The 14,435-nt window shown below is 33.6% G+C and carries 12 protein-coding genes; 4 read left to right on the plus strand and 8 right to left on the minus strand.

Going from position 1 to position 14,435, the window contains the following annotated elements; genetic code table 11:
* Positions 1-70: 70 nt before the first annotated feature.
* Positions 71-943, plus strand: a complete 873-nt coding sequence (locus tag OOL05_RS01945; RefSeq protein ID WP_007301937.1) for a hypothetical protein — start codon at positions 71-73, stop codon at positions 941-943.
* Between the two features lie 239 nt (positions 944-1,182).
* On the opposite strand, the gene lepA is transcribed toward OOL05_RS01945, so the two are convergent.
* The 3 genes from lepA to OOL05_RS01960 all read right to left on the minus strand — a co-directional run bounded on the left by lepA (position 1,183) and on the right by OOL05_RS01960 (position 5,500).
* Entirely contained in the window at positions 1,183-2,979 is a 1,797-nt protein-coding gene (gene lepA, locus OOL05_RS01950; RefSeq protein ID WP_264375882.1) for a translation elongation factor 4, read from the minus strand.
* Positions 2,980-3,060: 81 nt separating this feature from the next.
* Entirely contained in the window at positions 3,061-4,038 is a 978-nt protein-coding gene (locus OOL05_RS01955; RefSeq protein WP_264375881.1) for a hypothetical protein, read from the minus strand.
* Between the two features lie 85 nt (positions 4,039-4,123).
* Positions 4,124-5,500: a malonyl-CoA decarboxylase gene (locus OOL05_RS01960; protein ID WP_264375880.1), complete on the minus strand. Its 1,377-nt coding sequence runs from the start codon at positions 5,498-5,500 to the stop codon at positions 4,124-4,126.
* A 282-nt stretch (positions 5,501-5,782) separates the two neighbouring features.
* On the opposite strand from OOL05_RS01960, the gene OOL05_RS01965 reads away from it, so the two are divergent.
* Complete coding sequence (locus OOL05_RS01965) at positions 5,783-6,475, plus strand: TerC family protein (RefSeq protein WP_029237607.1); 693 nt, start codon at positions 5,783-5,785, stop codon at positions 6,473-6,475.
* Positions 6,476-6,723: 248 nt separating this feature from the next.
* Here OOL05_RS01965 and OOL05_RS01970 read toward each other — a convergent pair whose 3' ends face one another.
* The 5 genes from OOL05_RS01970 to ccmC form a co-directional block, all read right to left on the minus strand.
* Complete coding sequence (locus OOL05_RS01970; protein WP_264730613.1) at positions 6,724-7,440, minus strand: ankyrin repeat domain-containing protein; 717 nt, start codon at positions 7,438-7,440, stop codon at positions 6,724-6,726.
* A gap of 272 nt (positions 7,441-7,712) precedes the next feature.
* Entirely contained in the window at positions 7,713-9,275 is a 1,563-nt protein-coding gene (guaA, locus tag OOL05_RS01975) for a glutamine-hydrolyzing GMP synthase (protein ID WP_264375878.1), read from the minus strand.
* 227 nt (positions 9,276-9,502) lie between these two features.
* Entirely contained in the window at positions 9,503-10,978 is a 1,476-nt protein-coding gene (locus OOL05_RS01980; RefSeq protein ID WP_264730616.1) for a type II secretion system protein GspD, read from the minus strand.
* 565 nt (positions 10,979-11,543) lie between these two features.
* Positions 11,544-12,140: a hypothetical protein gene (locus OOL05_RS01985; protein WP_241653902.1), complete on the minus strand. Its 597-nt coding sequence runs from the start codon at positions 12,138-12,140 to the stop codon at positions 11,544-11,546.
* Positions 12,141-12,479: 339 nt separating this feature from the next.
* Complete coding sequence (gene ccmC, locus OOL05_RS01990; protein ID WP_264375876.1) at positions 12,480-13,190, minus strand: heme ABC transporter permease CcmC; 711 nt, start codon at positions 13,188-13,190, stop codon at positions 12,480-12,482.
* Between the two features lie 142 nt (positions 13,191-13,332).
* Between ccmC and OOL05_RS01995 the strand changes: the two genes are divergently transcribed.
* Together OOL05_RS01995 and ykgO are read left to right on the plus strand one after the other, a co-directional pair.
* Entirely contained in the window at positions 13,333-14,151 is an 819-nt protein-coding gene (locus tag OOL05_RS01995) for a pyruvate, water dikinase regulatory protein (RefSeq protein ID WP_264331331.1), read from the plus strand.
* A gap of 69 nt (positions 14,152-14,220) precedes the next feature.
* Positions 14,221-14,349: a type B 50S ribosomal protein L36 gene (gene ykgO, locus OOL05_RS02000; RefSeq protein ID WP_006015378.1), complete on the plus strand. Its 129-nt coding sequence runs from the start codon at positions 14,221-14,223 to the stop codon at positions 14,347-14,349.
* Positions 14,350-14,435 lie beyond the last annotated feature (86 nt).

Here is a 14,435-nt window from a genome sequence, read left to right on the forward strand (position 1 = left end):
TACCCACTTTAAACAATTTTTAATGAATTAAAAATACAATTCATCTAGTGAGTTTTTTTAGTGGGAAAAAATGATAAAAAATATTATAATTGTTAGCAAAAACTTAATTAGTATTGAATTAATTAACAAACAAGATTTAGAGAGTTTCATCAAGATTTTCACAGTGCTTGATAAGCATATAGCAGCTAAAACTCTTTTTACAGAAGAAGTGACAATAGAGTATAAACAACACAATTGCATAGAAGTTGTTGAATTGATAAAAGATACAGGTTTTACATATCATGATGTTGAGAATGTGTTAAATCACCTAAGTAATCATGGAATGAAAGTACCAAGTAGCGTTATAGCAAGCACCCTTTCTTCTTCATACAATCACGCACTTGAGTCTAAGGATGTAGCATTTGCCTGTTCTAAAGGGTTGCCACAATTTTACATCAGGGTAAATAAGAATACCTTTATAATGACTCCTATAAGTGAAGAGAATCTGGAATTGAATTCGCAAAATAGCAAAATGCTTATAGAGTCATTAAAGAGCGAAAAAAGCACTTATGATTGCATAGTGGAAGAAAATATCATCAAAGTTATAGTGCATTCTGAAATACATCAGGCTATAAACTCGATTATAAAATCACTGATAAAGTCTTGCCTTTTAGCAAGAGATGAAGAAGAAAAATTCAAAGAGAAATTGAGACAACTTGCTTTTAAAGATCAAGCTTTCGTTGAGTATTCTAGCATCAAAACCATTCATAGATATCCGAATAACCATCCTCTGAGAAAGCATGAAAGTGTTATTAAAGATATAGAAAATATTTTATGTGATTTCATAATAAATGAGAACAGCGGGTTTGCTATAGAGCGGTTAAATAGACTGGGCTCAGAAGTCTCTCCAAATACTCCAAGAATCATCACTAAAACTATAGATAAGCTTGTTAAGTTTCACTAAAATGTTGTTGGAATGGTTTTAGCCAATGTCTACATATATCTGATTTTTACTGATTGAGTGGAGCAATTGAGCTGCTCTCTGTCATCCCAGCGTTTAACACTGGGATGATTTCGTTGTATGGTATCTTATATAGTGTTTTACAAATTCACATAGCTATTTCAAATTTACCCATATCAATGTCAGTAAATTTATTGAGAAAATATCACTTAGTTCTTTAAATTTATGTTTTTGGATATATATTAATCATTTATTTTCAAAGCCTCAATAAAAGCATTTTGTGGGATGTTTATGTTTCCTACAGAATGCAATCTTTTCTTACCTTTCTTCTGCTTTTCAAGCAGCTTCATCCTTCGTGTGACGTCTCCACCATAGAGCTTGGCTGTTACATCTTTTCTATACGGGTTAATCGTTTCTCTAGCAATAATTTTTCCGCCTACTGCCGCTTGAATCGCGATTTTATATTGCTGGCGTGGTATCAAGTCTTTCAAACGTGCACATATTTCACGGCCTCTTTTTTCTGCCCTGCTTTTATGAACAATGCAGGCTAACGCATCCACAGGTTCTCCATTAACTAAAAAACTTAATTTATCTATCTGACTTTCCTGATAATCGGATATTTCCCAATCTAAACTTGCATATCCCTTGGAAATTGATTTTAGTCTATCGTAAAAATCAAAAACAACCTCAGACAGCGGTAATTTATACTTCAGTAGTGCTGTTGTCGTATTACCAACATAAGATAAATCCTGCTGTTCTCCTCTCCTTTCTTCACACAGAGATAGAATCTCTCCTAAATATTGATCAGGTACCATTATAGTTGCAGTGATCCACGGTTCTTCCACTATTTCAATTTTTGTAGGGTCTGGCATATCGCTTGGGTTATGGATATTTAAAACTTTACCATTTTGTGTTGCAACTTTATATATAACACTCGGTGCAGTTGCTGTTAGATCTAAATCAAATTCTCTTTCGAGTCTTTCTTGAATGACTTCAAGATGTAGCATTCCTAAGAAACCGCAACGAAATCCATAACCTAGGGCATTTGACGTTTCAGCATCAAATGTAAAACTAGCATCATTTAAATGTAATTTTTCTAGTGCTTCCCTTAAATATTTAAAATCATCTGTGTTATTGGGAAAAATACTGCAAAATACTACAGGATGTACTTCTTTAAAGCCAGGTAATGCCTTGTTGCACGGCCTTTTCTCTTCAGTAATAGTGTCTCCTACTTTGCAGTCAGCTACTTCTTTCATTGAAGCAGTTATAAAACCAACTTCACCTGCTGAAAGTTCACCAGTCATAACTTTTTTAGGAGTGAAAATACCGATATTATCGACCTGATATGTAGCATTATTAGACATCATAACGATTCTCATGCCTTTTTTTAGTACTCCATTTTTAACTCGCACTAAAATTACTACTCCTAGGTAAGGATCATACCAACTATCAACTAAAATTGCTTGCAGTGGAGCATTTGTATCACCTTGAGGAGCGGGAAGTTTTGTCACTATAGCTTCAAGTACATCCTTTATCCCAAGACCAGTTTTTGCCGATATCAAAATTGACTCAGTTGCATCAATTCCGATTACCTCTTCAATCTGAAGCTTTATCCTTTCTGGATCTGCAGCAGGAAGATCGACTTTATTAAGCACAACTATTATCTCATGATTATTGTCAATTGCCTTGTAGACATTTGCCAGGGTCTGAGCTTCAACTCCTTGGCTGCTATCTACTACCAAAAGTGAGCCTTCACATGCGGCTAAGCTTCGGCTGACTTCATATGAAAAGTCAACATGACCTGGTGTGTCCATGAGGTTGAGGCAATATTTATTACCATTATTTGCAGTGTAATTGAGTCTTACCGTTTGTGCTTTGATTGTGATTCCGCGTTCACGCTCTATATCCATTGAGTCAAGTACCTGATTGGTCATTTCCCTTGTCTCAAGACCGTTACATTCTTCTATCAAACGATCAGCAAGAGTTGACTTCCCATGATCTATATGTGCTATTATTGCAAAATTTCTTATATTGTTCATAGATCTACTTATTTAAGTAGATCTATTTTACATTTTAAGTATTACAAGAGCAATTACTTATCTTCCTTTTTGCTGAAAACATTAAGCTGGCGTCTGTACTGGTCGGAAGTATTCAGTAGTTGATGGTTGACTCAGTTTGCTACTTGCCTCATTCTTTTCCTGCTTGCATGTTTTTACTGCATCAGCAAGGCTTAGGTAATCATTACCAACTTTAATTCTTACATCTTTATTTTTTTCTAAATCCGCATCAGTTGGTCTATCACTTATTATTCTAATACTACCATCACTGTTAGCACCTAATGTAATGCTAAATTCTTTTCCGTCTACATACCAGTTAAACTTTATTCCATATTGAGCTGCAGTACCTAAATTATAATATCTAACCCCCTCATGTATGTAGCCACTGATAGGTTCTTTTTGATCTCCACTTGAAAGAAGAAAACCGGCAATATTGTTTTCTTTACAAAATTCACTATTTAAAAATTCGCTTATTTTAATATCTGTGCTTTTATTGTCTTCTTTTAGCTTAATTGTTGCATAAAGAAGATTTTTATCCCCATGCTTTGTAATTGATACCGCATCAATAGTGCCGCTTTCTATGTACTCGCTAAACTTTTCTTCAATTTTCTTTTCTAATTCTTTTTGCCTTTCTGCACTTTGTTGTTGCATTTTTTCTAACTCTTCTTTCATTTTTTTCTGAAGTGATGTAATTTGATTAAGTTCTTCTTCACTCCGGTTAACACTATTAAGCAACTTTAAAGCTTCTACTATTATACTTAAATTTTCATAAGCTACTACAACATCATACTTGTCACTTAAAGGCTCATTATTAGCTAAAGAGTGTTTAAAGCTATCCCAACACTCGTGTTGAACAATAAAACCTGCTCCTATAAGCTTTTCTTTTATGTTTTTCTCTTGATCAGGATGTTTTTTAATTAGCTCCAGGCTTTCTTTAATATCATTAACTAAATTATCAGATACAGGCGACTTTACTATCGACTTGCTCTGTATTGACTCATCTAGTTCTTTTATGATATCTTGAAGCTTTTCCAAAACCATACATTTTACCTCATAAAACTATTCAATATTATATACATAAACATTAGGGAATGTTAGCACTTTCTATATGCTTGCGCACTTCCTATTATTCCTTTAACATAGCTGACACTTTTTTTGAATGAGAAATCGCTTTATTAATCATATAATTCTCATGATTGTTATCTATTTTAGGCAGCTCATACAGATAATTCACCATTATTCCGGCTGACTGACTAATGCCTTTTTCAGAAGTATCAGCCATCCAGTTGATTTGTTTGATTGATGCACCATTGCTTAAATGAAAGTGTGCTACTGGATCATAAGCACCCCCACCACTGCTTTTAACCTTTAGCAAATAATGTGCACAAAGTTTCAGTAGGGACTGTTTTTCGCATTCAATGTTAGTTTTTATGCTTTCTAAAATTTCTGTACCTGATTGTTTTATATTAAGCTTACCTAATAAAGCTACGTCTTGATTTTTTAGCCATTTTGTAAATCCAGGAACTGGAGAAAGAGTTGCATACACTTTTACGCTTTTAAATTCTTGCGATAGTTTTTCTACGACTCTCTTTATTAAAAAGTTACCGAGGCTAATTCCAGATAAACCAGTTTGAGTGTTTGATATTGAATAGAATATAGCAGTACTTGCACTGCTTGGGTCACTTGAGGGCACTGACTCATCCAAAAGGTGTTGAATACTATCTGAAATCTCATTCATCAATGCAACCTCTACAAAAATTAGAGGTTCGTTTGGTATTTTGTAATGAAAGAAAGCAAAACAGAGACGATCAGAATCTAGCCTATTTTTTAGATCACCCCAAGAAGAAATTTTATGTACAGCTTCATATTTTATAAGTTTTTCCAACAATGATGCAGGTGAATCCCAGGTGATTTGATGAAGATCAAGTAGATCAACATCAACCAAAGTACAGAGTATATTTTTTAATTCATTTTCTAGTGGGTTTAGATTTTCATATTGGTTCTTTAGCTTAAGCACATCAGAACGCATATCAACAATAAACTTAAGACCTTCTGGTAAGGAGATAAACTGCTTCAATATTTTAGAGCGTGGTGATTCAAGGACTTTTATTAAGTCTTGTTCAAACTTATAGCTCGACTCAGAATCTTGATTTTTCTTATATACTTTTATTTCTTCATCTATTTTCGTTTTATCCGGATTGAATTTTTCTGCCAGGGTTTGTAAAAATTTTATTTGACCTGCCTCTGATAAACTCAAGTACAAATTACCAAGAGATACGGTGTTCTTACGTGCTGAGACTTCACCCCCCTTTGGGTTTAAGCATTCGTTCATCTTCAAGACTAAACTATCGACATCGCGACTACTACTTAAATCAGGGTTAATATTGCCAACCCATGATCTTACAGCGTTTGCTACTTCACCTAGTATCTTAAAAAAGCTCTTTGGTGCTTTCTGATCTTCAACTTTCACTATATCAGTTTTTGCTAATGATTCTTTTGTCATAAATTCCTTTTACTATGTATCTATCTTAATTTAAAGAAAAATCTTAGTCTACAAAGAAGGCATATACTTTCATGGTACAACTATTTTATAATCTATTTAAAATTTTCGTAAAGAGAGTTAGATTTTTAATTTTATTATTCTTCTTACAAAAGTACTTTTATTATAAAAATGACCTTTTTTCTCTTCCTTTTTCGGGTAAGGCTGATTTTTTAATTACCTAGGCGAAGTTACTTAATTTTTACACATCTATTGTAAAGTACAAAATCTGACTTTGGAATGAAAATGCTAGCTGATGCTTGGACTTTATTGATACTTACGCTACTTGAAACTATACTTGGTATAGACAATTTAATCTTTATTTCTCTAGCAATAGATAAGGTGCCAAATCTGCTGAGAGAAAGAGCCCGCCTTATAGGTTTTGGCTTGGCGCTATTGATGCGTTTTGTAATACTATTTTTTACATCATATATATTATCAATGCAAAAGCCTATATTTCACACTGTATCTCTGGATATCTCAGTAAAGGATTTACTTATGATTGCAGGAGGGTTATTCCTTATTGTTAAAAGCTCTATGGAGTTATGGAGCGACATTTTTGTACATAAGGAGAATAAAACAAAGGCAAATGTTAAATCACAATTTTTTTTAGTTGTGCTACAAATTATATTAATAGATTTAGTTTTTTCGGTTGATTCGATATTAACTGCCATAGCATTAACTCACAATATGATAATCATTGCCATAGCATTTACATTTTCCATACTAGCGATGCTATTTTCATCAAGTTATACCGCTCAGGTAATAAAATCCAACCCAAGCTTAAAAGTAATTGCCATTCTATTTATTTTACTCGTCGGTGTATATCTAACACTTGAAGGGCTTCACATAGAACTACCAAAAGCATGTTTGTATTCTTCATTTATGTTTGCATTGCTTGTGGAAGCTATAAGCAAAATAAAGAAAATACAGCCTTGAAACTATTTTACACGAAGCAAAAATCCAATCAGTGCGTGATGTACAACTGTGCGAACATTTTCTAGCAGGAAGGTGTCATTCAGCTTCGGTGTCATCCCAATGCTTGACACTGGGATCCATTTTTCCATCATCAAAAACATTGTATTTTTACATTACTTTTATGCTTACCAACTTAACTGGATGCCAGTGCCCAGACACTGGCATCCTACAGATAATGTTCATACAGCTGTGCGTCACACGCTCTACTGTCAAGCAGCTCCTTGCTGTTCATTTGTTGTTAAAACGGCAGATGGTTCTTCTGCTTCACCAACTTTAGTACTAGGCTTTAACAATGCATATGTAGCACAACCAACTACCAGTGCTGCTGCTGTAACTGCAACCACTGCTATAACGATAGGTATCAACTGAGCTGCAATTATTCCAGTTGTAAAAAGTGCCACTGCTATAGCAGTGCCTAATAATCCAGTTACTCCACCGGCAATCTTTGCTTTATTACGCGCTTTTACAAAAGAGCCTCCTCCTGCGTCTAATAGAGCTTTTACTACGTCTTGACTCTTAGCACAATCTAAAGGAGTCTCTCCATCTTTATTTACTGCATTAACTTTTGCTCCTTCTTTGAGTAAAACCTCTACTATCTCTTTTCTATCAAACAAAGCAGCATAGTGCAAAGCAGTTTCCCCAATTCCACTGTTCTCATTAACATCTGCTCCTGCTCCGATTAAAAACCCTACTGTCTTTTTGTAACCATTATCAGCAGCTAGAATTAATAACGTCCACTTTTCGTATCGGAAAGTATAAAATACATGATTTACATCAAAATTACCTTTCTCCCACTTTTGATATAGATCTTGATTCTGTTCCTTTAGTTCTTCTTGTATTTTCTGAATTATATTATATTTATTTAAATCTTTCTTAGCCTCAATCGTCCTCAGTACTGTTTCCAGTGATTCACATTCTCCTGTCATGATTTTACCTTCAATATCAAACTATATGTTTAATTATTACATGATTATGATAAAAAGTCAATTAAAACAAGCTAATAACTGGGATTGTGAATAGTAAATTAGATTCAAGTAGCCTCTGTGGTGTCATTCAACTTCGTTGTCATCCCAGTAATGGGATCCAGGAACCAGCGTCACGCGCTGGAATGACATTAAATAGTTTTCCTTAAAATTTGAGTTATGCAAGCAGCCTCTTTGGTGTGATTCGAGTAGCTGAAACTGGAATGAAATTATTGCTACTCCCACTCAATAGTTGCTGGTGGCTTGGAAGTTAAATCATACACAACTCGATTTACTCCGGAAACTTTGTTAACAATTATACTACTGACGTCTTGCAAAAACCTCCAAAATACTAACGAATGTTGATCTTTATTTTCAAATGGAAATGCATCAGCTGTCATGCCATCAGATGAAGTCACAGCCCTTAAAGCGCAAACATATCCGTATGTACGATTATCTCCCATAACTCCCACAGTTTTTACTGGTAACAGTACAGCAAAAGCCTGCCATATTTTATCATACAGATCATAATTTTTCATTGTGTTGATATATATTTCATCTACTTCTTGCAATATTCGTACCTTTTCTTCATCAACCTCACCTATGATCCTCACTGCAAGTCCAGGCCCAGGAAATGGATGTTGAAATATTATCTCATCTGAAAGCCCAATTTCTTTGCCAAGCAGCCTTACTTCATCTTTAAAGAGATAGCGTAAAGGTTCTACTAGTTTCAGATTCATTTTTTCTGGCAACCCACCAACATTGTGATGAGATTTAATTGTACTAGTGTTTCCTGAAGCGTGCCCTGATTCAACTACATCAGAGTAAATGGTGCCTTGCATTAAAAAATCCACATCACCTATTTTTTTTGCCTCTTCTTCAAATACTTCGATAAAAGTATTGCCGATAATTTTTCGCTTTTCTTCCGGATCAGTTATTCCCCTTAACCTACTTAAAAACAAGTTTGATTTATCAACGTAATTTATTGGAATTTCTTTTAACATAGCAGTGGTCTGGCTCTTACGCAATAACCCAGTATCGATAAAAATACAGTTTAATTGTTTTCCTATAGCTTTGTGTGTAAGAACTGCTGCAACACTTGAATCAACCCCCCCACTTACTGCAGCAATTACTTTTTTCTCCCCTACTAAGTTTTGAATTTTTTCCTTCTGTTTTTCAACGAATGACTTCATTGTCCAATCTCTCTCACAATTTGCAATATCTAAGAAATTAGAGAGAAGTTTACTACCATTTGTCGTAGGCTTAACTTCAGGATGGAACTGAGTACAGTAAATCTTCCGCTGTTCGTTGGCAATTATTGCGATTGTTTGATTTATTATACCTGAGGCAATAGCAGTAAATCCTTGCGGTATAGTTTCGACACTGTCTGCATGGTTCATTAGCACATCGACTTCGGAATTAACGTTCCAAGTATCCTTTATAATTGGGGATTCTTTTAGTATCTTGATTTTAGTTTTGCCAAATTCCTGATTGAATTCTTTTCTTACCTTTGCCCCGAAATAATGACAAATGAGTTGCTGTCCATAACATATTCCAAGTATAGGAGTGTTTATTGTTTCGTTAAGTTTTATAATTTTATGTGCTACTTCACTTACTTCAGAGCAATTGTCATTTACAGATTGCGGTCCTCCAGAAAAAATAAATCCATTGAATTTTGATACTGTTTCGAAATCGATATTGCTTGGAAATATTTCACAGTAAACGCCCATTTCCCTGATTTGTCTTGCAATAAGCTGTGTAAACTGTGAACCAAAATCAATAACGGCAATTGCTGACAATGTGCTCCTCCATATTATTTAAAGCAATATTTGATAATAAAGAAAACAATAAAGTAAGTAAACTAAGACCTGTTTAAAAACTTTAATATATGACTAAAGTAACTTAAATTTACCGCAACAGATTTGTGATTAAGCTGTCTTAATTATCATTCTGATACTCTCTTCTTATCATAATAGCAACCCCAACATCTTTCCTTAAGTTGATGCCATTGCCTGAACGGATACGTTTAATATATATATAAATTCCTATCTTTTATATCTAATAAACCAAGTGTTGGTACGATTGTTGCTTTCAGGAAGATGACGGTTTCTACTGTCTTAGCCAGTTTTTTTGACTTTTGATGCAATAAGTTTTGGTTATCTTTTCTATGCTCTATAAGCCCACCAATTACCATAACTTCGCCGCTCTTAATTTTTAACGTAGAGTGCATTTCTCTGGTTTCAATAATTGGAATGTCACTATTTAATTTCATTTTATTCTGCTGTGCGACATATTCTATATTTGGGTCTTTAGTGTAATCGTTAATTCTTGATAAGGTTGGATGTATATCCATGAATATTTCATTAGTATCAATGTTAATGCTTGGGTGGATTATTAACACCACACCTATTGGAGTGCTATTCATCTTGGTAATTAAGGCATGATTGGAGTTTCCGGTATCTTTCTGTATATCGGAAGTAAAATAGATATGGTTTTTAGTAAATGAAATCATTGCTTGCTGATTATTTATAGCATGTACTCTAGGGCTTGAAATTACGGTTGAAGTGCCAAATTTATTTAAAATTTTTACTAAATCTCCTAAATCACTCACACTAGAGTTAATTGCTAGGTCAATAATAGAGTTACCTTGATTTGTTATAGATTTGGTTTCATTATGCAAATCATTTAAGTTGATACCAGAAAGGTATTTATCGTCTAATAAAACTTCAACTATTTTGGCCTCGATCATTACTTGAGAAGACGCCAATTTCTTAACTTTATTAATATATTCTTCAACAGCTTTGTGAATATCTTTTCTAGCATTTAGAATAATGACACCAGCTTCTCTGTTGGATGAAAGAAACTCACCATCATCTACTCCGTTAACATCCATTATTGCATTTAAGCCTTCTTCTAATGAATTCCATAAATCACTACTATATTGAGATTTCATATAGTTTCTATCACCATCACTGTCGGTAATATTGTTACCAATGATAAAACTCCTTTGCGCAGAGTGTTGAATATTGATGAAGTCTACGTAATAATTTTGTGCATATGGCAAATCTTGTTCAATTCTAATTACACCATTATTCATTGAGTAACGCAATTTGGCGCTGTTGGCTATATTCTGAATTACTTCGTTTATGTTCTTATCTTTTAGCTTTAAAATAATATTACCTGATATTTTGGGATCTATGTCTAAGTTAACGTCAGAAAGTTTTCCTATCTCAATCAGTAAATCCTTTACTGGTACTTTTTCATCAACATTAATCGAAAGAAACTGATTACTGGTTGTAAGATCGGGAAACTCTACCGGTAAAGGTATCATTTCTGGTATTGCTGGTTCGTTATTCTTCAAAGGAGTATTATATTGTTGCAACGAATAATCGTGCTTATAATTGTCTATATTAACAGAATGTTGCTTGTTAGGTAGATGTGTACAAGAAATAATGAAAAGGAGTATTAAACATTTTAAAATAGCCATGAGGGCAGCATACAAATCTATACTAATAGTTTTCTATAAAAATGTTAAAAATGTATTTAATTGTATCCGTTCAGGGGAGTGGTTTAAGAAATGATAGATAGGAGATTATGAAAAGGGTTTTAGCCGTATGGAAGTGGGATGAAAAGAAGCACTGGTTTCACATGCGTCTGAACAGACACCATTTTACAGCATTTTAAATTTGTCCTGTGCAATGTTTGTACAGTTGCGATAAAAATTACTTGACAAATTTTGACAGCTTTGTTATTTTGATAGTGAAGATATTCTAGAGCTCGAAATCTATCTTCGTCTGCAGACTTTTCAACTTCATTAATTTATAATCTCTAGTTAAAGTATATTGTACTTATGTATAGATAACTTCTATCATAGCTATATACATTTTTCTGAGTTTTTTTGTATTACTTAGGAGGATCATCATGTTTAAAATCATGGATTACGCATATCATTGACATAAATGCCTTAAAAGGACAGATGGTACCTACGTCCTCTTTATATAGATTATGTATTTGTTCAGATACGACTAAATTGTGTCTAGTGTAGAAAAAATTAGACAAATTCAGCATTATATAGAACCAAATTCAACGGAAGTAGAATTATCCTCATTTCCATAATAGTAAGGATTTGCTTCTTGCGTATTATTAACAGCAGTTTTTAATAGTACTTCCTTATCACTATTCCATGCAACTTTCTCCATAATTGGAATATAATCCTTACACTTTTGATTATCTCCACAATCCTTGATTTTACTATCATCATTTAGATAACGCTTCAATGCATCATAGTATACTTTAGTGTTATTACCCTCTTTATCTATCATTTGTCCTAAGGTATTAACAAGTATCAATGGTGCAACTTGTTTTGCTTTTACAACACTTGTTTCACTGGACTCTCTAAAGAGATTAGGACATGCTCCTCTGGAAAAAAAGCTCTTGTTGAATTCTGGATTACTACGGTAAACGTTCGGGTAACAGAAACTCTTAATCTCTTCTTCTTGACACGCTAACTCTATTTGATCATCGACACATTTTTCACATTCTATATTACCAAGCCAGGATATTGAATTAAGATCCTCTGTAAAGGCAAATTTAAAATTTACTGCACCATAATTACCATTTGCTCCCTCTTCTATATATTTTGCAATCTTAGGATTACTGTACATCTCAGGATATAATTCCTTTAGTAAATCAGATGCACTAAAACCTTGACAACCTATCTCATTATCAACTTTATAAAAATGAGAATATGGCCCACAATTTTCATACTTGGAACAATCTGAGGTTACTTTTCGAGATGTAATTTCTCCATTTTCATTCTCTCCTTCATCAGTAACAGGTTCGCCCGTATCAATTTCACCTTCTCTATCGGTAACAGGTTTATCTATACCACTTCCTTTTTTACATTCTTCAGCTATTTTTTATACCACTTAGTCTCTGCTGATGATTGCTCTACATTTTAATTTCCGTCGCTGTTCACAACATTACACTCTGGAACTATATACCTAATATCGCATGCTGATTTCTCTCTTTATCTTCTGCAAATTAATTAAATGAAGGGCATTAAGTATCCACACTACTAAAAAAAGTGTGGTACAAAATATAAACATTGCAATGAGTGGCAGCAGTAAAGAACCTTCTATTGCTACTCCACCTTTTCTAAAAATACTTGCTGGCTGATGAAGAGTAGACCATAAATTCACAGAAAATTTTACTATGGGAATATTTATAGCACTAAAAATGGCAAATACTGCTGATGATTTCTCTGCTCTTGCTTGATTATCAAAAGCGCTCCACAATGAAAGATAACCAACATACAGAAAAAACAAAATCAGCATTGAAGTAAGCCTTGCATCCCATACCCACCAAGTACCCCATGTTCCTTTTCCCCAGATGCTACCTGTGATTAAGCATATTGCCGAAAAGACTGTCCCTGCAGGAGCAGCGGCATGTGCTAAGACACTAGCAACACTATTGTTCCATACCAACGAAATGAAACTGAGTGATGCAATGAGTCCGTATATTCCAAGAGCAAGCCATGCAGAAGGCACATGAAGATACATAATTCGTACAATTTCTCCTTGTTTATAATCTCCTGGGGAGAAGAATAATGCCAAGAACATTCCAATTAAAAAACATGCGAAACAAATAACCCCAAGCCAAGGTAGAGCTTTTTTAGCAAAAGAAGTGAAATTTGTAGGCTTTAATAAAAACATTCATTTTGAGAATAATTGTGTTAAGAATTTATCAATTAGTTTGAGTTTTATCAACAAGATAGTTTTTCTATATTTACGTAGTATAATAAATTAGCACAATTTCAGTAGCAGATTGCTTGCTATTATTTTTATTATAACGTTGATGACCCTTAAAAAGCTTAACCTACACTTAGTGTCAGATTCAAGTGGTGAAACTGTTATATCAGTTGCAAAATCAGCTCTGAAACACTTTCGTTCTGTAGAAACGATCGAATATGTTTGGTCTTTTGTAAAAGGAGAAGAGCAGATTGACAAAATTTTAGAGGAAATTAATAGAAAAAGTGATGAGCATAACTTTGTTATATGTACTATTACTGATGATGGACTCAGAAAATATCTAAAAGATAATTGTATCAAGTTAAAAATTCCATATAGAGCAATATTATCACATATTATTAGAGAAATTTCATCCTATCTTGAAATTGAAAAAGATGAAAAACTTGACCTATATACTGAAATAAATAACGAATATTTTCAGCGCATTGAGGCAATAAACTATACCATTAATCATGATGATGGACAAAATATTCAAGATATTGATAAAGCCGATATAATTTTGGTTGGAGTTTCACGCACATCAAAATCTCCCACCAGTATGTATTTAGCTTATCGAGGCTATAAAGTTGCAAATGTTCCTTTTGTTAGCGAGATACCCTTTTACGTCGACTTAGCAAAATTAAAAAATAAACTGACTATAGGAGTAACAATAGACGTAAGAAGGCTAATAGAAATACGCAAAAATAGACTGACTTCAATTAATAATGAAGGTAATAATATATATGCTGACCCTAGAAAAGTAGAAAAGGAAATTAAAGAAGCAGAGGAGTTCTTTAAGCAAAATAACTGGCCAATTATTGATGTCACGCAAAGGTCAATCGAAGAAGTATCAGCAACAATTATACAGTATTTTAATAAAATGTGAAAAATTTATCAATTGACTAACTCTCTGTCAGTGATCATAATGTAAGGTAATTCTATTCTTACTGTAGATATGAAAGTTAAAGGGTCACTAAAATCTCATCGTAACAGAGATAAAAATTGTAAAGTTGTGAAAAGGGGTGGTAAGGTTTATATTATAAATAAGGTAAAGCCAAGATGTAAAGCGCGTCAAGGTTCTTAGCTTTTTGTTTTCCTTTTTATGTCATATGTTTTTCATATGGAAGCATGGTTAGAAAGAAACAAAAATTGTTGCATAGCACTGCCCAT

Origin of the sequence: Wolbachia endosymbiont (group B) of Episyrphus balteatus (genome assembly GCF_947250575.1) — a bacterium.
GTDB lineage: Bacteria > Pseudomonadota > Alphaproteobacteria > Rickettsiales > Anaplasmataceae > Wolbachia.